The 18,897-nt window shown below is 75.5% G+C and carries 19 protein-coding genes and 10 pseudogenes; 15 read left to right on the forward strand and 14 right to left on the reverse strand.

From position 1 onward, the window contains the following. Positions 1–128 precede the first annotated feature (128 nt). Positions 129–749, forward strand: coding sequence for a flavodoxin family protein (locus tag U6N30_RS01270; protein WP_324275829.1), 621 nt, complete (start codon positions 129–131; stop codon positions 747–749). Here U6N30_RS01270 and U6N30_RS01275 read toward each other — a convergent pair. The 3 genes and pseudogenes from U6N30_RS01275 to U6N30_RS01285 form a co-directional block, all read right to left on the reverse strand. Further along, positions 734–1,114: a hypothetical protein gene (locus U6N30_RS01275; protein ID WP_324278639.1), complete on the reverse strand. Its 381-nt coding sequence runs from the start codon at positions 1,112–1,114 to the stop codon at positions 734–736. The two genes, U6N30_RS01270 and U6N30_RS01275, sit on opposite strands and share 16 nt — an antisense overlap. 56 nt (positions 1,115–1,170) lie before the next feature. Continuing rightward, positions 1,171–1,887: pseudogene (locus U6N30_RS01280) on the reverse strand (MFS transporter); the annotation flags it as partial. Further along, on the reverse strand, positions 1,848–1,991 hold the full coding sequence (locus U6N30_RS01285) for a hypothetical protein (protein WP_324278640.1): 144 nt from the start codon (positions 1,989–1,991) through the stop codon (positions 1,848–1,850). The gene U6N30_RS01285 and the pseudogene U6N30_RS01280, both read right to left, overlap by 40 nt. Before the next feature lie 92 nt (positions 1,992–2,083). On the opposite strand from U6N30_RS01285, the gene U6N30_RS01290 reads away from it, so the two are divergent. Then, positions 2,084–2,341, forward strand: coding sequence for a sugar phosphate nucleotidyltransferase (locus U6N30_RS01290; RefSeq protein ID WP_324275830.1), 258 nt, complete (start codon positions 2,084–2,086; stop codon positions 2,339–2,341). Next, positions 2,341–2,802, forward strand: a pseudogene (locus U6N30_RS35230) (sugar phosphate nucleotidyltransferase); the annotation flags it as partial. The gene U6N30_RS01290 and the pseudogene U6N30_RS35230, both read left to right, overlap by 1 nt. A gap of 812 nt (positions 2,803–3,614) precedes the next feature. Here the strand turns inward: U6N30_RS35230 and U6N30_RS01300 are convergent. Both U6N30_RS01300 and U6N30_RS01305 read right to left on the reverse strand, forming a co-directional pair. After that, positions 3,615–3,794, reverse strand: a pseudogene (locus tag U6N30_RS01300) (DUF4383 domain-containing protein); the annotation flags it as partial. After that, positions 3,755–3,973 (reverse strand): hypothetical protein, encoded by a 219-nt coding sequence (locus tag U6N30_RS01305; RefSeq protein WP_324275832.1) that lies wholly within the window; start codon positions 3,971–3,973, stop codon positions 3,755–3,757. The gene U6N30_RS01305 and the pseudogene U6N30_RS01300, both read right to left, overlap by 40 nt. Before the next feature lie 101 nt (positions 3,974–4,074). Between U6N30_RS01305 and U6N30_RS01310 the strand changes: the two genes are divergently transcribed. Further along, positions 4,075–4,452: a tetratricopeptide repeat protein gene (locus U6N30_RS01310; protein ID WP_324275833.1), complete on the forward strand. Its 378-nt coding sequence runs from the start codon at positions 4,075–4,077 to the stop codon at positions 4,450–4,452. 34 nt (positions 4,453–4,486) lie between these two features. Here the strand turns inward: U6N30_RS01310 and U6N30_RS33065 are convergent. The 4 genes and pseudogenes from U6N30_RS33065 to U6N30_RS01340 form a co-directional block, all read right to left on the reverse strand. Continuing rightward, positions 4,487–5,990 (reverse strand): annotated as a pseudogene (locus U6N30_RS33065) (alanine/glycine:cation symporter family protein). A 106-nt stretch (positions 5,991–6,096) separates the two neighbouring features. Next, positions 6,097–6,432 (reverse strand): annotated as a pseudogene (locus U6N30_RS33070) (universal stress protein); the annotation flags it as partial. Positions 6,433–6,827: 395 nt separating this feature from the next. Beyond that, positions 6,828–7,400 (reverse strand): adenosylcobinamide-GDP ribazoletransferase, encoded by a 573-nt coding sequence (locus U6N30_RS01335; RefSeq protein WP_324275837.1) that lies wholly within the window; start codon positions 7,398–7,400, stop codon positions 6,828–6,830. Between the two features lie 191 nt (positions 7,401–7,591). Beyond that, the gene (locus U6N30_RS01340) at positions 7,592–8,143 is read right to left on the reverse strand and encodes a histidine phosphatase family protein (RefSeq protein ID WP_324275838.1); all 552 of its coding nucleotides are present in this window, start codon (positions 8,141–8,143) and stop codon (positions 7,592–7,594) included. Between the two features lie 292 nt (positions 8,144–8,435). On the opposite strand from U6N30_RS01340, the gene U6N30_RS01345 reads away from it, so the two are divergent. Both U6N30_RS01345 and U6N30_RS01350 read left to right on the forward strand, forming a co-directional pair. Continuing rightward, on the forward strand, positions 8,436–8,993 hold the full coding sequence (locus U6N30_RS01345) for a Fic family protein (protein ID WP_324275839.1): 558 nt from the start codon (positions 8,436–8,438) through the stop codon (positions 8,991–8,993). Between the two features lie 36 nt (positions 8,994–9,029). Next, a pseudogene (locus tag U6N30_RS01350) lies at positions 9,030–9,997 on the forward strand (aldo/keto reductase). A gap of 31 nt (positions 9,998–10,028) precedes the next feature. On the opposite strand, the gene U6N30_RS01355 reads toward U6N30_RS01350, so the two are convergent. Both U6N30_RS01355 and U6N30_RS01360 read right to left on the reverse strand, forming a co-directional pair. After that, complete coding sequence (locus U6N30_RS01355) at positions 10,029–10,319, reverse strand: hypothetical protein (RefSeq protein WP_324275840.1); 291 nt, start codon at positions 10,317–10,319, stop codon at positions 10,029–10,031. Positions 10,320–10,399: 80 nt separating this feature from the next. Next, positions 10,400–11,287, reverse strand: coding sequence for an HAD family hydrolase (locus U6N30_RS01360; protein ID WP_324275841.1), 888 nt, complete (start codon positions 11,285–11,287; stop codon positions 10,400–10,402). Positions 11,288–11,330: 43 nt separating this feature from the next. On the opposite strand from U6N30_RS01360, the gene U6N30_RS01365 reads away from it, so the two are divergent. The 9 genes and pseudogenes from U6N30_RS01365 (at position 11,331) to U6N30_RS01405 (ending at position 16,089) form a co-directional block, all read left to right on the forward strand. Next, positions 11,331–11,801, forward strand: a complete 471-nt coding sequence (locus U6N30_RS01365) for a CpaE-like family protein (protein ID WP_324275842.1) — start codon at positions 11,331–11,333, stop codon at positions 11,799–11,801. Next, positions 11,798–12,412 (forward strand): CpaE-like family protein, encoded by a 615-nt coding sequence (locus U6N30_RS01370; RefSeq protein ID WP_324275843.1) that lies wholly within the window; start codon positions 11,798–11,800, stop codon positions 12,410–12,412. Before U6N30_RS01365 ends, U6N30_RS01370 begins: the two co-directional genes overlap by 4 nt. Further along, positions 12,409–13,530 (forward strand): ATPase, T2SS/T4P/T4SS family, encoded by a 1,122-nt coding sequence (locus U6N30_RS01375; protein ID WP_324275844.1) that lies wholly within the window; start codon positions 12,409–12,411, stop codon positions 13,528–13,530. Before U6N30_RS01370 ends, U6N30_RS01375 begins: the two co-directional genes overlap by 4 nt. Before the next feature lie 138 nt (positions 13,531–13,668). Then, a complete protein-coding gene (locus U6N30_RS01380) occupies positions 13,669–14,346 on the forward strand; it encodes a type II secretion system F family protein (protein ID WP_324275845.1) in 678 nt (225 codons plus the stop codon). A 345-nt stretch (positions 14,347–14,691) separates the two neighbouring features. Beyond that, a pseudogene (locus tag U6N30_RS01385) lies at positions 14,692–14,811 on the forward strand (type II secretion system F family protein); the annotation flags it as partial. Next, positions 14,805–15,062 carry a hypothetical protein gene (locus U6N30_RS01390; protein WP_324278641.1) on the forward strand — a complete coding sequence of 86 codons (258 nt, stop codon included), beginning with the start codon at positions 14,805–14,807 and terminating at the stop codon, positions 15,060–15,062. The pseudogene U6N30_RS01385 and the gene U6N30_RS01390, both read left to right, overlap by 7 nt. Before the next feature lie 148 nt (positions 15,063–15,210). Then, the gene (locus tag U6N30_RS01395; RefSeq protein ID WP_324278119.1) at positions 15,211–15,474 is read left to right on the forward strand and encodes a DUF4244 domain-containing protein; all 264 of its coding nucleotides are present in this window, start codon (positions 15,211–15,213) and stop codon (positions 15,472–15,474) included. A gap of 45 nt (positions 15,475–15,519) precedes the next feature. After that, a pseudogene (locus U6N30_RS01400) lies at positions 15,520–15,854 on the forward strand (TadE family type IV pilus minor pilin). 37 nt (positions 15,855–15,891) lie between these two features. After that, entirely contained in the window at positions 15,892–16,089 is a 198-nt protein-coding gene (locus tag U6N30_RS01405; RefSeq protein WP_324275846.1) for a pilus assembly protein TadG-related protein, read from the forward strand. A gap of 425 nt (positions 16,090–16,514) precedes the next feature. On the opposite strand, the pseudogene U6N30_RS01410 reads toward U6N30_RS01405, so the two are convergent. From U6N30_RS01410 to U6N30_RS01420, 3 genes and pseudogenes are all read right to left on the reverse strand, one after another. Beyond that, positions 16,515–16,970 (reverse strand): annotated as a pseudogene (locus U6N30_RS01410) (Zn-binding domain-containing protein); the annotation flags it as partial. Positions 16,971–17,294: 324 nt separating this feature from the next. After that, entirely contained in the window at positions 17,295–17,786 is a 492-nt protein-coding gene (locus tag U6N30_RS01415) for a helicase-related protein (protein ID WP_324275847.1), read from the reverse strand. Positions 17,787–18,027: 241 nt separating this feature from the next. Continuing rightward, positions 18,028–18,486 (reverse strand): annotated as a pseudogene (locus U6N30_RS01420) (DEAD/DEAH box helicase); the annotation flags it as partial. Positions 18,487–18,897: the final 411 nt, after the last annotated feature.

Raw genomic sequence — 18,897 nt, forward strand, 5'->3', positions numbered from 1 at the left:
GCTGCTGGACCGGGATCCGGCCGAGGTGGTCGCGGAGCGGGCCGCGGACCTGCGGGGACGGGTGGCCGCGTTCATCGGGTCCGTCCGGCGCTGATGTGTGAGCGGGGTCGGTCGCGGGGCATCGGACGGTGCATGACCGAATCGACTCCCTCCGCGCACTCGCCCTCGTCTGCAGCCTCAAGGCCTCGCCGGCGCCCTCGAGCAGTGACCTCATGGCCCGCCAGATCCTCGACGAGCTCGCGAAGCACGGCACGACCGGCGACGTCGTCCGCGTCGTCGACCACGACGTGAAGCCCGGCGTGGAGGTCGACATGGGCGACGGTGACGCCTGGCCGGCCATCCGCGAGCAGCTGATGGCTGCCGACATCCTGATCGTCTCGACGCCCACCTGGGTCGGGCACATGAGCAGCGTCGCGCAGCGCGTCCTGGAGCGGCTGGACGGTGAGCTCTCGGAGACCGACGACTCGGGCCGGCCCCTGGTCGCCGGAAAGGTGGCGGTGACCGCCGTCGTCGGCAACGAGGACGGCGCGCACAAGATCACCGCCGACCTCTTCCAGGGGCTCGACGACATCGGGTTCACGATCCCGTCGCAGGGCGGCACCTACTGGAACGACGAGGCGATGGGCGGCCGCGACTACAAGGACCTCGACGAGACGCCGGAGGCCGTCGCCTCGACCACGGCCACGCTGGCGGAGAACGCCGCGCACCTGGCCCGCGCGCTGAAGGCGAGCCCCTACCCGGGCAGGTGAGCCGGGGCCGGCCGGTCCGGTCGCTCGCGCTCGGGCCGGTCGGCAGGGGCGAGCGACCCGGCGGTGCGCCGGGCGCGCAGCAGGCCGGCCACGGCCAGCAGGGCGAGCAGGACGACGACGGCGCCGTAGACCTCGGTCGTCCGCACGAGCCCGAACGCCTCCTCGGCGACCCCGGCCGCGATCGCCGGGATGCTGAACGCCAGGTAGCCGACGACGAAGATGCTGGAGAGCAGGCCGGCCCGGTACCCCGGCGCCACGCCGGCGGTGATGGTGGCGACCGCTCCGAGAAAACCGGCTCCGAAGCCGAACCCGCTGGCGACGGACGCGACGAACAGCAGCACCACCGAGGTGGTGAACAGCGCCACGGAGTGGCCGCTACGCCGGCCGTGAAGGTCAGGGCGCCGATCAGCATCGCGCGCTCGGGCGGCGAGGTCCGTAGGGCCAGCGAGCCCACGACGCCGTTGCCCTGCATCGCCAGGATCAGCAGGCCACCGGCCAGGTGGTTGTCGACGCCGAACACGTCGGCGAGCAGTGACGGGCCGAGGGACAGGTACAACCCGCCGACCGCCCAGAACGCGACCAGGAGCGGCAGGGCGACGACGAACGCGCGGCGGTGCGCCGGGGGCACGTGCACCTGGGGACGCAGCGACGCGAGGGCGCCGGGCGTTCGCGGCGAGCTCTCCGGCAGCAGGTGGGTGCCCAGGGAGGCGAGCAGGAACACGAGGGTCAGGGCGCCGAACACCCAGTCCGTCGGCGACGGGACGAACTGGAGCAGGAGACCGGCACCCACCGCCCCGATGGACAGCCCCAGGCCGGGTGAAGCGCTGTTGAGGAACGCCCCGAGCGGCCGGTCCGGGCGCTGCAGGTCCAGCAGCGACGCCCCCAGCGTGCTGGTGAGCGCCCCGGTCGCCAGGCCCTGGACCACGCGCGCGGCCAGCAGCCAGCCGACCCCGTCGGCGAACAGGAACAGCGCCATGGCGGCGGCCTCGAGCAGGAACGCGACGACGAGCACCGGCCGCCGCCCCAGGTGGTCGGACAGGCCGCCCACGACCAGCAGCGAGGCGAGCAGCGCGAAGGCGTAGATACCGAAGACCGCCGTCAGCACGCCGGAGCCGAAGCCGAACTGCTCCTGGTACACGCGGTAGAGCGGGAAGGCACCCCCGACGCGGCGAGCATGAGCACCAGCAGGACGGCGACCGACCAGAAGGCGGCGGTCCGCGGCAGACGGCGGGAGTCGGGCACGACACGCAGCAAGCCACGCGCCGGGCCGACGATTCCCGCCTCCGCGTGTCGGGGCCGGGCGTGGCGGGCCCGCTGCGGGGTACGGGGCGGCCATGGCCCTCCCGCGCATCCTGGTCCTCGTGCTGGCCGGCGGCGCGGGCGGCCGCCTGGAGCTGCTCACCGAGCAGCGCGCGAAGCCGGCCGTTCCCTTCGCCGGGGTCTACCGGCTGATCGACTTCCCGCTCAGCAACTGCCAGCACTCGACGATCGACGACGTCTGGGTCTCGGTCCAGTACCACCCGACGTCGCTGTCGCACCACCTCGCCAACGGCCGGCCGTGGGACCTGGACCGGAACACCGGGGGCTGCTGATGCTGCCGCCGTTCCAGGGCACCGACCGGGGCGGCTGGGTCAGCGGCACGGCCAACCTGCTCTGGCGCCAGGCGGACCTGATCCGCGAGCACGCCGCTGACGCGCTCGTCGTCGTCAGCTCCGACGCGGTCTACAAGCTGGACTACCGGGACGTGGTCGAGTCCCACCTCGGGTCCGGCGCGGAGGTGACGATGGTGACCACCGAGGTCGAGGCCGACGACGCCGCGCGCTACGGGATCGTGCAGGTCGACGGCGAGCGGGTGACGGACTACGCGTACAAGCCCGACCAGCCGGCCACGACCACCGCCACCAACGAGGTCTTCGTGTTCACCCCGGGCGCCACGCTCGACCGGCTGGACGCGCTGAACGACGAGCTGGGGGAGGACGAGCTCGAGGACCTCGGCAGCCACCTGCTCCCGGCCCAGACGCGGGACGGCCTCGCCCGCGCCCACCCGCTCCAGGGGTACTGGCGCGACGTGGGCACCGTGCCGGCCTACTGGCAGGCCCACCGCGACTTCCTCGACGCGGAGCCCCCGATCGACCTGGACGACCCGGCCTGGCCGCTGCACACCCGGGGCGGCCGGCGCAGCGCCGCCCGCGTCCTGCCGGGCGCCGTGGTCGAGGAGAGCCTGGTCTCCGGCGGGACCCGCGTCGCGGGCGAGGTCCGGGGTTCGGTGCTGTCGCCCGGGGTCGAGGTCGAGAAGGGGCCACCGTCGTCGACTCGGTGCTGCTGCCCGGCGTGCGGGTGCGGGCCGGCGCCCGCGTGGTGCGCGCCGTCCTCGACGACGCGGTCGAGGTCGGGGAGCGCGCGGTCGTGGGCGGTGACGGCGAGGTCACCCTGGTCGGGCGGCGTTCGCGGGTGGACGCCGGCAGCGAGCTGGCCCCGGAGCGCGGCTGCCCGAGCGCGAGGAGGACTGAACCCGAGGAGGACCGAGCCCGAGGAGGACCGAGCCCGGTCAGGAGGGAGCGCGTCGAGCTCCATCCAGACCCGGCGCCGGTCTCCCCGGCTGCGCACCTCGGCCATGGCGGCCACCCGGCGACGCTGCTCCGGCGTCGCCACGTGGTTGACGACGGCGATCTCGGCCTCGCGCATCGCCCGCTCGGCCGCGACCTCGGCCGGGGTGGACGGGAACGACTCGGGCGGGTCGACGTCGTCGGTGGTGGGGCGGGCGTAGGGGCTGTCGGCGGGGAGGTTGCCGCTCACCCGCCCGTACGCGCCCAGCAGCAGGAGGATCAGGCCCGCTCCGACGGAGAAGGCCACGTTCTCCATCTCGAAGGCCAGCACGTTGAACGAGGTCCGCAGTGCCGCGAGGTTCGCGAGGGCGGAGAGCAGGAACAGCGCGCCGACGACGATCATCGCGGTCGAGGCGACCCGCGGCCCCCGCAGCGCGGTGCCGACGAGCACCAGCGCCGTCAGCACCGAGATGGTCGACAGCAGGCCGTTCGAGGACATGCCGAGGACGGGGAGCCGTCGGTCGAGAAGAAGTCGAGCCCGCCAGCGAAACCGAGCACGCCGAACACGCCGATCACCGCTGCGACGGCGAGGGCCCCGACCCGCTGGACCCGGTAGACCCAGGGGTCGGGCGACGCGCCGTCGGCAGGGCGGGAGCGGGGCGAGTGGCGCAGCTGCATCGGAACTCCTCGGCAGAGCGGGTGGTACCCGGTCTTCAGCCTCGGGAGGGCGTCCGGATGCAGGCGGGAAGGGCGCGGTGCGTCCGGTGGTTGTCCGGGGCGTGACGCACCAGCCGGACGAGATCGACCTGCACTCTGTTGACCTGAACTCTGTTGACCTGAACTCTGTTGACCTGCACTCCGAGTTCCTGCGCGCGGACCTGTTCCTCGCGATGGGCCGGCCCGCCGAGGCGGCCCGCATCCTCGAGCGCGTCGTCGTAGCCGAGCCCACCAACGAGGCCGCCCTCGAGCTGCTCGCGCGCGCCTACTTCGGCTCGGCCCAGCTGGCGAGGTCCGAGGACGCCCTCACCCGGCTGGTCCACCTGGCCCCGGCCAACGGGTGGGCGCGGCGGGCGCTGGCGCGGACGCTGGAGCGGCAGAGCCGCGGGGTCGAAGCCGTGCCCCACCACCGCGTGGCCGACGCGCTCGGCGCGGAGTGAACCGGAGCGGAGCGAGCCGTGCCGGGCGGCGGGTTCAGCCCTCTCGCTCGGCCACGGGCAGGATCTCCCCGCTCTCGAGCCGGCTCCGGTAGCCGTTGATCTCCCGCTTGACCACCCCGGCCATGAGGTAGAGCCCGAGGATGTTGGGCAGCGCCATCAGGAAGATCATGCTGTCGGAGAAGCCGATGACCGCGTCCAGCGCCGAGGAGGCGCCGATGACGACGAACACGCAGAAGACGAACTTCCAGGTGCGGTCGACCAGCATGGACTCGCCGAAGAGGTAGGTCGCCGCCTTCAGCCCGTAGTAGCTCCAGGCCAGCATCGTGGAGTAGGCGAAGAGGATCACCGCCACGGCCAGCACGATCGGGAACCAGCCGACGACCGTCTCGAACGCGGCGGACGTCGTCTGCACGCCCGGCGCGCTGGTGTCGTCGGCCCACGTGCCGGTGATGACGATGGCCAGCGCGGTCATGGTGCAGATGACCACCGTGTCGACGAAGGGCTCGAGGACGGCGACGTGGCCCTCCGTCGCCGGCTCGTTGGTCTTGACCGCCGAGTGCGCGATCGCCGCCGAGCCGAGGCCGGCCTCGTTGCTGAAGGCGGCCCGGCGGAAGCCCTGGATGAGGACGCCGACGATGCCGCCGAACCCGGCTTCGGGGAGAAGGCCTGGGAGACGATCGCCCACAGCGCGTCGGGGATCTCGGAGAAGTTGGCGAAGAGCACCGCGAGGCAGGCGATCACGTAGAAGACCGCCATGAACGGGACCAGCTTGTCGGTCACCCGGGCGATGCTGCGGATGCCGCCGATGATGACCGCGCCGACGAGGATCGCCAGCACCAGGCCGAAGATGGCGCCGGCGGCGCCGCCACCGAGCGGGCCGTCGTCCCCGCCGGTCACCGACTGGGCCTGGCTGAAGGCCTGGTTGGCCTGGAACATGTTGCCGCCGCCGACGGCCCCGCCGAGGGTGAAGATGCAGAACAGGACGGCGAGGACCTTGCCGAGCGTGCCCATGCCCTTCTCCGCCAGGCCGCGGCTGAGGTACCACATCGGCCCGCCGGAGACCCGGCCGTCGGGGTAGACGTTGCGGTACTTGACGCCGAGCGTGCACTCCACGCCCTTGGTGCACATGCCGACCAGCCCGGCGATGATCATCCAGAGCGTCGCGCCGGGCCCGCCCAGGAGATGGCCACGGCGACGCCGGCGATGTTGCCGAGGCCGACGGTCCCGGAGACCGCGGTGGCCAGCGCCTGGAAGTGAGTGACCTCGCCGGCGTCCTTGGGGTTGTCGTAGCGGCCCCGGATCAGCTGGATCGCGTGCGTGAACGCCCGGAACTGGAAGCCGCGCAGGTAGATCGTGAAGAAGAAACCGGCGATGACCAGCCAGACGACGATCAACGGGAGCTCGACGCCCTCGTCGATGAAGTCCAGCGGCACCGCGAAGAAGACGATCGAGACGATGACCTCGGAGACGGGGGCGAAGAAGCTGTCGACCTGCTCGTCGAAGGTGGCGGCGAGCACGGTGTCCGGTGCCGCGGCCATCACGGCACCACGAGGACGGGCACCGGGGACAGCTGGATGAGGCTGCCGGGGTGGACCCGAACAGCAGGGTGCGCACCCGGCTCTGTCCCACCCGGCCGACGGTGATCCAGGCGGCGTCGTGCTCGCGGGCGAGGCCGACCAGCGTCTCGGCGGGATGGCCGTGCCGCACGACGCCCTCGACGGTGATGTCCCCGGTGGCCGAGAGCCGGGCGAGGACGGGATCCAGCACCCGTTCGTGCGCCGCCGCCACCTCCCGGGCCTTGTCGATCGAACGGCGCTCGTTGTCCTCGTTCGTGGTGACGGCGTAGGGCGACCATGGCACCACGCACGCCAGGACGAGCGTCAGGTCGTGCCGGCGGGCGGCTTCGGCACCGGCGTCCGCGGCGCGCGCGCTCGCCTCGCTGCCGTCGAGCCCCACGAGGATGGATGAGGACACGGGCATCTCCCGGGGAGCCGTGGATGTTGGGCGAAAGCTATCCACGTCACGCCGCCGCGGCGACTCGGGCGGCCCGATCTGCCACACCGTCCAGGTCGGCGCGGCAGCGAGTGACGCCACGCCGCGCCTGCCGGGTGCCGGACGGTTCAACCCGAATCGTCCGGCGCCGTTCCGGGAACCACTGGCTGCATGAGCATCCTCGGACGATTGATGGGAACTGCAGAGAGCGCCGCCCGTGGGGCCGCTCGTGGCGGCCGTGGGACGGCGCGCCCGGCGCGCGGCATGGGCCGCCCCGCCGCCGGCCGCGGGCTCGGCCGTGGAACCGGCAGGGGCGCGCCGGGGCACCCGCCTCGGCCGGTGGCATCGGGCGTCTGGTCCAGGGGTCCTCCGCCGGCGCTGACCTAGAGCGCGGTCGCGGCCACCAGCAGGGTGGCCGCGGCCGCGACCTCTCCCATCGCGCCCATCACGTCGCCGGTCACGCCCCCGATCCGCCGCCGGGCCCGGCGGTACAGCAGCTCCGCGGCGAGCAGCCCGCCCAGAGCGCTGACCGCCAGGCGTGCGGCCGGTCCCAGGTCGGGAGCCGTAGCGGTCGCCACGAGGGCGAGCACGACGACGATCCAACCCCCGAACCACGACCGCGAGACGGTGCCCGCCACCAGGGCACCCAGCGCCGATCCCTCCGCCGTGGCTACGCCGGGCAGGCCCGCCCGCGCCATAGCCACCCGCGCGACGACGACCGCCGTCCAGAGCGCGAGCCAGCCCTGCGGCTTCTCGAGGAGAGCCGCCAGGGAGGCGACCTGCAGCAGCATGATCAGCACCAGCGTGATCACGCCGAAGGGCCCGATGTCGCTCTGGTGCATCACCTGGAGCGCACGCTCCCGGCCGCGCAGCGGCCCCAGACCGTCCGCGGTGTCGGCCAGTCCGTCCAGGTGCAGACCGCGCGTGAGCACCGCCAGCACGGCGACCGCGAGCACCGCCCCGGCCAGGGGAGACGTACCGGTCGCCCAGGACCGCCACCGCCGTCGCGACGCCGCCGAGCACCAGCCCGACCAGCGGCGCCCAGGGCAGCACGCCCCGCGTGGCGGACGCGGCGCGCGCGGGGACCGGGAGGACGGTGAGCAGCGCGGCGGACTCCAGCGGACCGGTGAACCTCATCGGGCCGCGTTCACGCGATGAGCTCCAGCCGCGTGATCGTGCCGTTGTGCGGTGTCACCACCGGCATGGCGTCGGGTCCGAGGCCGGCCACCACCGCCTGGGCCGCCCGGATGGTGTCGCCGTGCGTGACGAGCGCGATGACGTCGGCGGGCGGTTCGGCGGCAAGGTCCTTGAGGAACGCCGCCACCCGCCCGTGCAGCTCGGCCAGGCTCTCGCCGCCGGGTGCCGACCAGTGCGGATCGGTCCAGTCGACGACGTCCCACAGCTCGCGGGAGGGCCGGCCCTCCAGCTCGCCGTAGCCCTGCTCGCGCAGGGCCGGGGTGGTCGTGATCGGCAGGCCGGTCGCCGCGGCGCAGCGCTCGGCCGTCTGCACGGCACGCAGCAGGTCGCTGGAGAGGAGGGCGCCGGGGGACAGGCGGGCCAGCTCGACGGCCGCGGCGTCGGCCTGGGCGTGCCCGGTCGGGGTGAGCGGGACGTGCGGCGTCTGGCCCTGCATCAGCCCCGCGGCGTTCCACTCGCTCTGTCCGTGACGGACGAGCAGCAGCGTGAGAGGTCGGGACATGGCAGGGGAGAGTAGGCGAGGGCCGTGCCGGTGGCGCACCGCCGCCTCGTACCGTTGTCCCCGTGAGCATCCCTGTCCGCCCCGGCGCCGCGCCCGCCGCACCCCGCCCGTCCGCACCCGACCCGCTGGCCCCGCTGCTCGAGCTGCCGGGGGTGCGCGAGGCGTCGGACGGCGCCCGCGCCGGCATCGACCGGTTGCTCCGCCACAAGGTGCTGCGGCGCGAATCCGCCGGGGTCAGCACCGAGTCCGCGCTCCGCGGAGCGCGGGCCTCGGCTGCGCTGGAGGGGCCGACGTGCCGCTGGCCGACCTGCGGTCCGGCGAGGTCACCGATCCGGTGGTGCTCGGGGCGCTCCGGGTCTCCGCCGGCCTCGGCTCCATGGTGGAGACGTGGCCGCGGGCGCCCGGGCAGGTGCTCGCCCGCCTGCACGTCCTCGCCGCGGCCGATCTCGCGGACGACGCCGCTCTCGGTCGGCCGGCCCCGCACGCCGGGCCCCGCCTGTCCGGCCTGTTCGCCCTCATCACCGGCGCGACGACCGCTCCGGCCGTTCTCGTCGCCGCCCTGGTGCACGGCGAGTTGGCCGCGCTCGCGCCGTTCGGCGTCTCCGACGGGATCGTGGCGCGGGGCGCAGGACGGCTCACCGGCATCGCCCGCGGGCTCGACCCGAAGGCGGTGTCGGTGCCCGAGGTCGGGTTCGCCGAGCTGGGCCGGGCGGCCTACGACCGGGCCCTCGCCGGGTACGCGTCGGGGACGGAGGCCGGTGTGGCCGGCTGGCTCGTGCACTGCTGCCGGGCCACCGAGCACGGCGCGCTCGAAGGCCTGGCGATCTGCGAGAGCCTGCTCCGCGGCTGACCTGCGGGAGCCGGGGCGGACCCGAAGACTGTCGGCATGGACTACCTCGAGGTCGACGGGCTCGGACCGGTCAGCCGCATCGGCCTGGGCACGTGGCAGTTCGGTTCCCGCGAGTGGGGCTACGGCGACAGCTACGCCGACCGCGCCGCTCTGGAGATCGTCCGGCGGGCCCGGGAGCTGGGCATCACCCTGTTCGACACCGCCGAGATCTACGGCTTCGGGCGCAGCGAGCGGATCCTCGGCGCGGCGCTGGGGCACGAGCGGGACGAGGTCGTCGTCGCCAGCAAGGTGTTCCCGGTCGCGCCGTTCCCCCGCTGGTGCGGCAGCGCTGGTCCGGCAGCGCCCGGAGGCTGGGGCTCAGCCGCATCCCGCTGTACCAGGTCCACCAACCCAACCCGGTCGTCCCGGACTCGGTCATCATGCCCGCGTTCCAGCGGCTCCTGGCCGAGGGCGGGATCGGTGCCGCGGGCGTCTCGAACTACTCGCTGGACCGCTGGCAGGCAGCGGACGCGGCGCTCGGTGCGCCGGTGATCAGCAACCAGGTCCAGTTCTCCCTCGCCCACGCCGGGCCGCTCGACGACCAGGTGCCCTTCGCCGGGCGGGAGGGCCGGCTGGTCATCGCCTACAGCCCGCTCGCCCAGGGGCTGCTCGGCGGCCGGTACTCCGTGGACCACCGTCCCGGGGGCGTGCGGGCGGTCAACCCGCTGTTCGGCACCGAGAACCTGCGCCGGGTGGCGCCGCTGCTGGAGCTGGTGCGCGAGGTGGCCGACGCCCATGCCGCGACGCCCGCGCAGATCGCGCTCGCCTGGCTGATCGGGCTGCCGCGGGTCGTGGTGATCCCGGGGGCCTCCAGCGTGGCGCAGCTCGAGTCGAACGCGGCTGCCGCGGGCATCTCGCTGCGTCCCGACGAGCAGGCCGCCCTCACTGCCGCGGCGCGCGCCTTCGCGCCGGTCTCGGCCGCCCGGACCCTCGTCGACCGGGTGCGGGAACGGGTCGGCCGCTGAGCGGACCTCGCCGGTCGGCCGGGGACGGCGGTCAGCGGGCGGAGAGGGCGTACCCGACGAGGGCGGTGAGCGCCACACCACCGGCTCCGGCCGCTGCAGCAGCCAGCCAGGCGCCGGTGACGACGCCGGCGATCGCGGCACCCAGGACCGACAGCCACGGCCCGGACAGCGAGAGGAACAATCCGATCCGGCCGACCGGTGACCGGCGGGAGCGCCGGGGTGCGGCACGGGTGGCCTGGCCGAACACCACCGCAGCCACGGAGACGGCCAGGACGGCCAGCCAGGCGAGGACCACGGTGAGCACGTCGGCAGGATGGCCCACCGCGCGGAGACGGAACAGGCGCCCCGCCGGGAACGGTGCGGCGCCCGGTCCTCAGGCCCCGCGGCGGCGCCGGCGGCCGGTCAGCGGACCGGGCTCGTCGACGGCGAGCAGACCGGCCCGCAGCGCCCGGTGCCGCGCGTACCAGGCCAGCCCCACGACGGCCGCGCCGACGCCCACCGCCGCACCGGTGACCACCGGCGCCGGGGAGCGGAGAACCGCGCCTTCATGCTGACCGGACGCGTGAACTGCAGGACCGGCCAACCGCGCTCCAGGGCCGCCTTGCGGAGCCCGCGGTCGGGGTTGACCGCCGTGGGGTGCCCGACGGCCGACAACATCGGCAGGTCGGTGATGGAGTCGCTGTAGGCATAGCAGTCGGCGAGGTCGTAGCCGCCCGCGGCGGCCACCTCGCGCATCGCGGCCGCCTTGTTCTCGCCGTAGGCGTAGAACGAGATCTCCCCGGTGTAGCGGCCGTCCTCGGTGACCATCCGGGTGGCGACCACCTGGTCGACGCCGAGCATCTCGCCGATCGGTTCGACCATCTCCGCGCCGCTGCTCGAGACGATCACGATCTCGCGACCCGCGGCCCGGTGTTCCTCGATCAGGTCGGCGGCCTCGGCGTAGACGAGCGGGTCGACGATCTCGTGCAGGGTCTCCCGGACGATGTCGTGCACGGTGGCGGCGTCCCAGCCGGTCACCATGGCCGTGAGCTGCGCGCGCAGGCGCTCCATCTGCTGGGCGTCGGCGCCGGCGAGGAGAAGACCAGCTGCGCGTAGGCGGTCTTCAGCACGGCGCGGCGGTTGATCAGCCCACCGTTGAAGAACGGCCGGCCGAACGCCAGGGTGCTGGACTTGGCGATGACCGTCTTGTCCAGGTCGAAGAACGCCGCTGCGCGGGTCACAAGGCACGACTCTAAGTGGACCGGGTGACAGCGGCGGACCCCGCGCGCCGTCCACACCCGTTCGGGTCATCCACAGTTCCCGTCCCGATCTGGCACTGTCTGCCCATTCCGGCGTGAGGTCGGGAGGTGTCCACTACCCGCCCGCCGGCCAGACCGCTCGTCGTCAGCACCGACGACGCCCTCCTCGACGACCTGCTGCGGCTGCTGGCCACCGCGGGGCCGAGCCCGAGCTGGCCACGGGCGGGCCGGCGCTGCGGCGGGCCCACCGGCAGGCGCCGCTGGTGCTCGTCGGCGCCGACGCACTCCCCGCCGGCGCGCTCCGCGCCCTCCCGCGCCGCCCCGGGGTCGTCGTGGTGGCCCCGGGCGGAGAGCTGACGGCGGCCGGCTGGGCAGCGGCGGTGGAGATCGGCGCGGAGCGGGTGGCGGTGTTCCCCGACGACGAGTCGTGGCTGCTCGCCCGGTGCGCGGCCGCGGTGCAGGCCCCGGTCGAGCGGGGCCGGCTGGTCGTCGTCGGTGGGTCCTGCGGTGGCGCCGGCGCGAGCACGGTCGCGACGGCCGTGGCGCTGGTGGCCGCCCCGGGGTGACCCTGGTGGACGCCGATCCCTGGGGCGCGGGGCTGGACCTGCTCCTGGGCGCCGAGCGGGCCGACGGACTGCGTTGGCCCGAGCTGGCCGGTCTGCGCGGTCGCGTGGCCGGCGACGCCCTGCTGGCCGCCCTGCCCGACGTCGGCGGGGTCTCGGTGGTCGCCGCTTCCCGGTCGGCACCGCAGCTCGTCCCGGCCGACGCCCTCGCGGCCGTGGTCGACGCCGCCCGGGCCGTCGGCTGCGCGGTGGTGGTCGACGTACCACGGGCTGCCGGGGAGGCCACGCTGTCGCTCGCCGCCGACGCCGATCTGGCGGTGCTGGTGGTCCCGTCCCGGCTCCGCGCGGCCACGGCCGCCCGGCTGCTCGTCGAGGCGCCCGACTCGGTGTGGTCCGGCGCCCAGGTGGTCACCCGTCAGGTGCCCGGCGGGTTGTCCGGTGCGGAGGTGGCCGACGTGGTCGGGCGGCCCGTCCTCGCGGAGCTGGTCCACGACCGCAGCGCCGTGCCGCGCGGCGAGCGGGGCGAGCCACCCCTGGTGACCGCCCGTTCCCCGCTGGGGGTGGTGGCGCGGCGCATCCTCAGCGCCCTGCCACCCCCGCTGGTGCGGCGGTGAGCGCCCCGGTGCTGCTGGACCGGGTCCGCGCCCGGCTGGCGCTGGTGCCCGGCCCGCCCTCCCGGGCCGGGGTCGCCGCGCTCGTCCGGGAGGAGGCGGGTGGGCTGCTCGGCGACGACGACGTCCTGCACGCCGTGCGGGAGGCCGTGGACGAGCTGGCCGGGGCGGGCCCGCTGGAAGGGCTGCTGCGGACCCCGGGTGTCACCGACGTCCTCGTCAACGGTCCCGATCAGGTCTGGCTCGATCGTGGGGACGGCCTGGAGCTGACCCCGGTCCGGTTCGCCGACGACGACGCCGTGCGCCGGCTCGCCGTCCGGCTCGCGGCAACGGTCGGGCGCCGGCTGGACGACGCCTCGCCGTGGGTGGACGTGGGCCTCGGGGACGGCACCCGGCTGCACGCCGTCCTCCCGCCCGTGTCGGGCAGCGGCACCTGCCTGTCGCTGCGGGTCCTGCGCCGCACCACCCACTCGCTGGCCGAGCTCGCAGCTCTCGGGACGCTGCCCGGGAACAGCCTGGAGCTGCTGCGGGCGGTCGTGGCGCAACGGCTGGCCTTCCTCGTGACCGGGGGACGGGGTCGGGGAAGACGACGCTGCTGTCGGCGCTGCTCGGGGCCGCCGAGCCGGCCGACCGGATCGTGGTGTGCGAGGACGCAGCCGAGCTCGCCCCGCGCATCCCCACGTCATCCGCCTGGTCACCCGCCCGCCCAACGTCGAGGGGTCGGGTCGGTGACGCTGCGCGACCTGGTGCGGCAGGCGCTGCGCATGCGCCCCGACCGCCTGGTCGTGGGAGAGGTCCGGGGCGCCGAGGTGACCGACCTGCTCGCGGCGCTGAACACCGGCCACGACGGCGGCTGCGGCACCCTGCACGCCAACCGCCCGCGCGAGGTGCCCGCCCGGCTCGAGGCGCTGGGCGTCGCCGCGGGGCTGGACCGCGCCGCCGTGCACAGCCAGGCCGCCGCGGCACTCGCCGTCGTGGTGCACCTGCGGCGGACCCCGGCCGGTCGCCGGGTGACCGAGGTGGGCGTGGTGCGCCGGTCCGGGGCGCCGTCGTGGTCGAGCCGGGGTGGCGGCACGACGGGGGCGACGTCCCCGCGGCCGGGCAGTTGCGGACCCTCCTGACCGCGGGCGCACCGTGACCGGGGCGCTGCTGTCCGCCGCGCTCGCGGTCCTCCTCTGGCCGGACGCCCGGACGGTGCGCGTCGCACGGATGCGCACGCCGGGTCCGGGAACCGGCCGCGCCGGGGGCCGGCCCGCGTCGTGCCCGCACGGCTCCCTCTCCCGGTCACGGGAGGTGTCGCCGCGGCCGCGGTCGCCGCCCTGATCAGCACGCCCCTGGTGGCCGGTCTCTCGGGCCTGGTCGGAGCCGTGGCGGCCCGGTCCTGGGACGCCCGCCGGCGGGCCCGCCGGGCGGAGGAGCAGCTGCGCACGCTGACGGAAGGACTGGGTGCCCTCGGCGCAGAGCTGCGCAGCGGACGTTCCTTCGATGCCGCGACCGACGCTGCGGTGGCCGCCTGTGCCGACGAGGAGTGCGGCGCGGCCCTCGCCGGCGCGCTGCGGGCCCCCGGCGTGCCCGCTCCGACCGGAGCCGACCGGGAGCTCGCCGACGCATTCGACCGGATCTCGGCTGCGGTCACGCTCAGCGCCCGGACGGGGTGCTCGCTCGCCGCCGTCGTGGCCGCGGTGGAGGACGACCTCCGGGCGCGGCAGCGGATGGGGCAGGAGCTGAGGACGGCCACCGCAGGGCCGCGGGCGAGCGCGGCGCTGCTCGCCGCCCTCCCCGCGCTGGGCCTGGCCATGGGCAACGGCGTCGGTGCCGATCCCTGGCGGGTGCTGACGACGACGGGCACCGGGCAGCTGCTGCTGGTGATCGGGGTGGCGCTGGAGCTGACCGGGCTCACCTGGTCCGGGCGGCTCGTGCGGCGGGTCCTCCGGTGACGGCGGACGGGCCGGCGCTCCTGGCGCTCGCGGCGGCACTGCTGGCGTGGTCTCCCTCGGCCAGGCTGGCGGCCGTCCGGGCGCGGGCGCTCCGGACGCCTCCGGAGGCGGCAGGCGTCGTCGCCGCGGCGCCGTCGGCGCGTCGGCGATGGGCTCTCGCCGGAGGGCGGGACTCGCGGCGGGGCTGCTGGTCGGCGGGCTCCTGGGGCCGGGATCGCCCTGGGCGTGGGCGTGGTGGCGGAGCGGTGCCTGCGTGCTGCCGACGCCCGGGCCGACGAACGGCTCGCCCTGTCCCGCGAGCTCCCGGGTGCCTGCGACCTGCTGGGCGTCTGCTTGTCCGCCGGCGTGCCGGTCGGTGCCGCCCTGGCCGCGGTCGGTGCTGCGGTGCCGCAGCCACTGGCCGGGCACCTGGGAACGGTGGCCGCGCTCAGCCGCCTCGGTGCCGAACCGCGGCGGGCGTGGGCGGATGCGCCGCCGGAGCTCGCGGCGCTCGGACGTGTCCTGGTCCGCGCGGGGAGTCGGGGGCGGCCGCGGCGCCCGCCCTGCGGGCACTGGCAGCCGACGGGCGCTCGGCCGCCCGGTCGGCCACCGAGGCCGCCGTCCGACGGGCGGGAGTCTGGGTACTCGCTCCCCTCGGCCTCTGCTTCCTCCCGGCGTTCGTGTGCCTCGGCGTGGTGCCGCTGGTGCTGGGCCTCGCGGGCGACCTCCTGGGCTGAGAGCCCTCTTCGGCCCTGGGCGGCGAGGACGTCCGTGCACAGGCGGGGCGCCCATCCACAGATCAGCGCCGGCCCTGGGATGACGCCCCCACCGCCGGAAGGCTCGGGGCATGGCCCGACGACGGGCCCCCGAGCCGAGGAGATCCCCGTGACGAGCAGCCCCCACCCCGTCGAGGACCGGACCGATGTCGAGTCCCCCGGAACCACGCCCGTGCCACCACGCGGCCGCCTGGCCCGCCGGTGGGCCGCTGTGCGTGCCACCGGCGAGGACGGGATGAGCACGGCGGAGTACGCCGTCGGCACGGTGGCGGCGTGCGCCTTCGCCGCCGTCCTCTACCGGGTGGTCACCGGCGGCTCGATCGTCACGGGCCTGACCGACCTCGTCGAGTCCGCCCTCGCCACGCTCTCCTGACCGATGCGACCTCGCGCGGCTCTGCGACGGCATGCGGAGGCCGGGATGGTCACCGCCGAGACGGCGGTCGTGCTGCCGGTGCTGCTCCTCGTCCTGGCCGGTGTCGTGGCCGCGGTGACCGTGGTCGGCGCGCAGCTGCGCTGCGTCGACGCCGCCCGTGAGGGGTCAGAGCTGCGGCGCGCGGCGAGGACGCCGCAGCCGTGGTCGCGCTGGCCGGCCGGGCCGCCCCGGACGGGGCCGTCACCACGGTCGGGAGCGGCGGGGACGAGGTCCGGGTGTCGGTGACGGCGTCGATCGCCCCACTGGGCCCGGTGCCGCTGCGGATCACGGTGTCCGCCGAGGCGGTGGCGCTCCGCGAGCCAGTGGGGAGCCTGCCGTGACACGGCCGGTGCGCGACGGGGAAGGGGGTCGGCGACGGTGTGGGTGCTGATGGCCGGCGCGGTCGTGGCCGTCGTCGGGATGGGCGCCGTCCTCGTCGGTTCCGCGGTCGTCGCACGGCACCGCGCGACCGCCGCGGCCGATCTCGCCGCCCTCGCGGCGGCGGTGCGCGCAGTCGAGGGGGCGATGCCTGCGGCACCGCGGCGCGGTTCGCCGCGGCGAACGCCGCAGAGCTGACCGCGTGCACCGTGTCGCCCGACGCTGTGGTGGACGTGGCGGTCAGCGTGCCGGTGCGACTCGGCCGGCTCGGTGCCTTCTCGGCCACGGCCCGCGCCCGGGCCGGTCCTGTTCCGGTCGGGCCGTTCCCGTGATCCGGAGCTACTCAGAAGACGAGCTCGTCCTCGTCGTCCCCGGCCTCCGTCTCGGATGGACCCGGGCCCCCGGCGTCGGCCTCGGTGGCAACGGACCCCGCCCCGAGGTCCCGCTCGCGCCCCGGCATGCCCTCGAGCGCGGCCAGTTCGTCGAGCACGACGTCGAGGACGCGGACCGCGCCCGCCTTGTCGAGGGGTCGTTGCCGTTGCCGCACTTGGGCGACTGCACGCACGAGGGCAGCCGCTCTCGCACTCGCAGCTGGCCACGGTCGCGCGGGTCGCCTGCAGCCAGCGGCGCAGCACGGCGAACCCGCGCTCGCTGAAGCCGGCACCGCCGGGATGCCCGTCGTAGACGAAGATCGTCGCCGCGCCGGTGTCGGGATGCAGGGCCGTGGAGAGGCCGCCCAGGTCCCAGCGGTCGCAGGTGGCGAGCAGGGGAGGATGCCGATCGCGGCGTGCTCGGCCGCGTGCAGCGCGCCCGGCAGCTCGACCTCGTCCACCTCGGCGCGCTCGATCGCCCGGTCGCCGAGGGTCCACCAGACGGCCCGGGTGCGCAGCTGACGCGGGGGCAGGTCGAGCGGGAACTCCGCGAGCACCTCGCCGCTGCCCAGCCGCCGGCGCTGGTAGGCCACGACCTGGTTGGTCACGTCGACGACGCCGGTGTACGCGGTGACGGTGCCCAGCGGGCGGGTCCGCTCCACCGACACGATCGAGAGGTCGGTGACGTCGCGGGCCACCGTCGTCCACTCGGGGCTGTCGGCGTGCACCACGGCGCAGGCGTCGTCCACGTCGAACCCGTCGACGACGAACGTCTCGCCCCGGTGCACGTAGAGCGCCCCTCGTGCACGGTCGCGTGCGCGGCCCCGCCGTCGACGGTGCCCAGCAGACGCCCCGTGCCGGTCTCGATGATCGACACCGGCTCGCCCCCGCTGCCCCGGATGTCGACGTCGGGCCGGCCCCGCCCGGCCCAGTACCAGCCGGCCGGACGACGCCGCAGCGAGCCGTCCGCCACGAGCTCCTGGAGCCGGGCCTCGGCGACCGGTCCGCCGAAGTCGGGCAGGTCCTCGGGTGTCAGGGGAGCTCGGCGGCGGCGCAGCACAGCTGCGGGCCGAGCACGTAGGGGTTGGCCGGGTCGGTGACCGTCGCCTCGATCGGCCGGCCGAACACCGCCCGCGGGTGGTGGGCGAGGTAGTGGTCCAGCGGGTCGTCGCGGGCGACGAACACCACCAGGGACTCCTTCTGCGCCCGTCCCGCCCGGCCGGCCTGCTGCCACAGGGAGGCCAGCGTGCCCGGGTAGCCGGCCAGCACGACGGCGTCCAGCCCGGCGATGTCGATGCCGAGCTCGAGGGCGTTCGTCGTCGCCACGCCCAGCAGGTCCCCGGCCGACAGTGCCCGCTCCAGCTCGCGCCGCTCCTCGGGCAGGTAGCCGCCGCGGTAGGAGTCCACCCGCCGGACGAGGTCGTCGCGGCCCCGGTCGTGCAGCAGCCGGCGGGCCTGCTCGGCGACCGACTCGGCACTGCGCCGCGACCGGACGAACGCCAGGGTGCGGGCGCCCCGCTCCACCAGGTCGGCGAGGAGGCCGGCGGCATCCGCGGCGGCCGACCGGCGCAGCGGGCGCCGTGCTCACCGAGGCGCTCGGTGAGTGGCGGTTCCCAGAGGGCGAACGTCGCGCCCGGTCGGGGCGAGCCGTCGGTGGTGACGGCCTCGACGGGGCGCCGACCAGCCGGGTCGCCGCGGCGGCCGGGTCGGCCACGGTGGCCGACGCGAGCACGAACACCGGCTCGGCGCCGTAGCGGCGGCAGATCCGCCGCAGCCGGCGCAGGACGTGCCCCACGTGCGAACCGAAGACGCCCCGGTAGGCGTGGCACTCGTCGATGACCACGTAGGTGACCCGCCGGAGCGTGCTCGACCACTTCTGGTGCGCGGGGAGGATGCCGCGGTGGAGCATGTCGGGGTTGGTCACGATCCAGCGGGAGTGGCGCCGGACCCAGTCCCGTTCCTCGCCCGGCGTGTCGCCGTCGTAGGCCGCAGGGCGCACCGAGGGATCGGCGAGCGCCGCCACCGAGGCCAGCTGGTCGCGGGCCAGTGCCTTGGTGGGGGCGAGGTAGAGCACGCAGGCGCGCGGGTCCTCGGCCAGCCGGGTGAGCGCGGGCAGCTGGTAGGCCAGCGACTTGCCGGACGCCGTCCCGGTCGCCACGACCACGTGCCGCCCGTCGTGGGCCAGCTGCGCCGCCTCCACCTGATGCCGCCAGGGAGCCGGCACGCCGCGCTCCTCGAGCCGGGACCGGAGGTCGGCCGGGACCCACCGTGGCCAGGGAGGGTGCTGCTCTCGCGCACCGGCACGGAGTGCACGTGCGTGACCGGCTGCTCGTCGTCGGCCGTGCCGGCGAGGACGGACGCCAGCAGGTCGGCTCCCGGGAGGACGCCCGGGGAGGCGTCCCCGGTGCCGGGACCGGCGGGAGCCGGCAGAACCGGGTGGAGCGTCGTCACCCCACCACTGTCACACCTTCCGGCGACAGGGGCGGAGGTGAATCGCATCGATGTGATGCAGGTAACAAGTCGTACGGGCCTCCTGCACCGAGTGTGAGCTCCCTTACACTCCGGCAGCGTTCGGTGCGCGGGGCTCCCGATGTGCCGGGCGGAACCTCCGCCGACCCGGGGAGCACCGACGCCT

The sequence above is a fragment of the Blastococcus brunescens genome (assembly GCF_035320885.1).
GTDB classification, from domain to species: domain Bacteria; phylum Actinomycetota; class Actinomycetes; order Mycobacteriales; family Geodermatophilaceae; genus Blastococcus_B; species Blastococcus_B brunescens.

Bases quoted from the DNA above. Each gene is read 5' to 3' on its own strand.
- U6N30_RS01290 (WP_324275830.1), top strand. From the start codon at position 2,084: ATGGCCCTCCCGCGCATCCTGGTCCTCGTGCTGGCCGGCGGCGCGGGC.
- U6N30_RS01305 (WP_324275832.1), bottom strand. From the start codon at position 3,973: ATGCAGCTGCGCCACTCGCCCCGCTCCCGCCCTGCCGACGGCGCGTCG.
- U6N30_RS01340 (WP_324275838.1), bottom strand. From the start codon at position 8,143: ATGTCCCGACCTCTCACGCTGCTGCTCGTCCGTCACGGACAGAGCGAG.
- U6N30_RS01360 (WP_324275841.1), bottom strand. From the start codon at position 11,287: ATGACCCGAACGGGTGTGGACGGCGCGCGGGGTCCGCCGCTGTCACCC.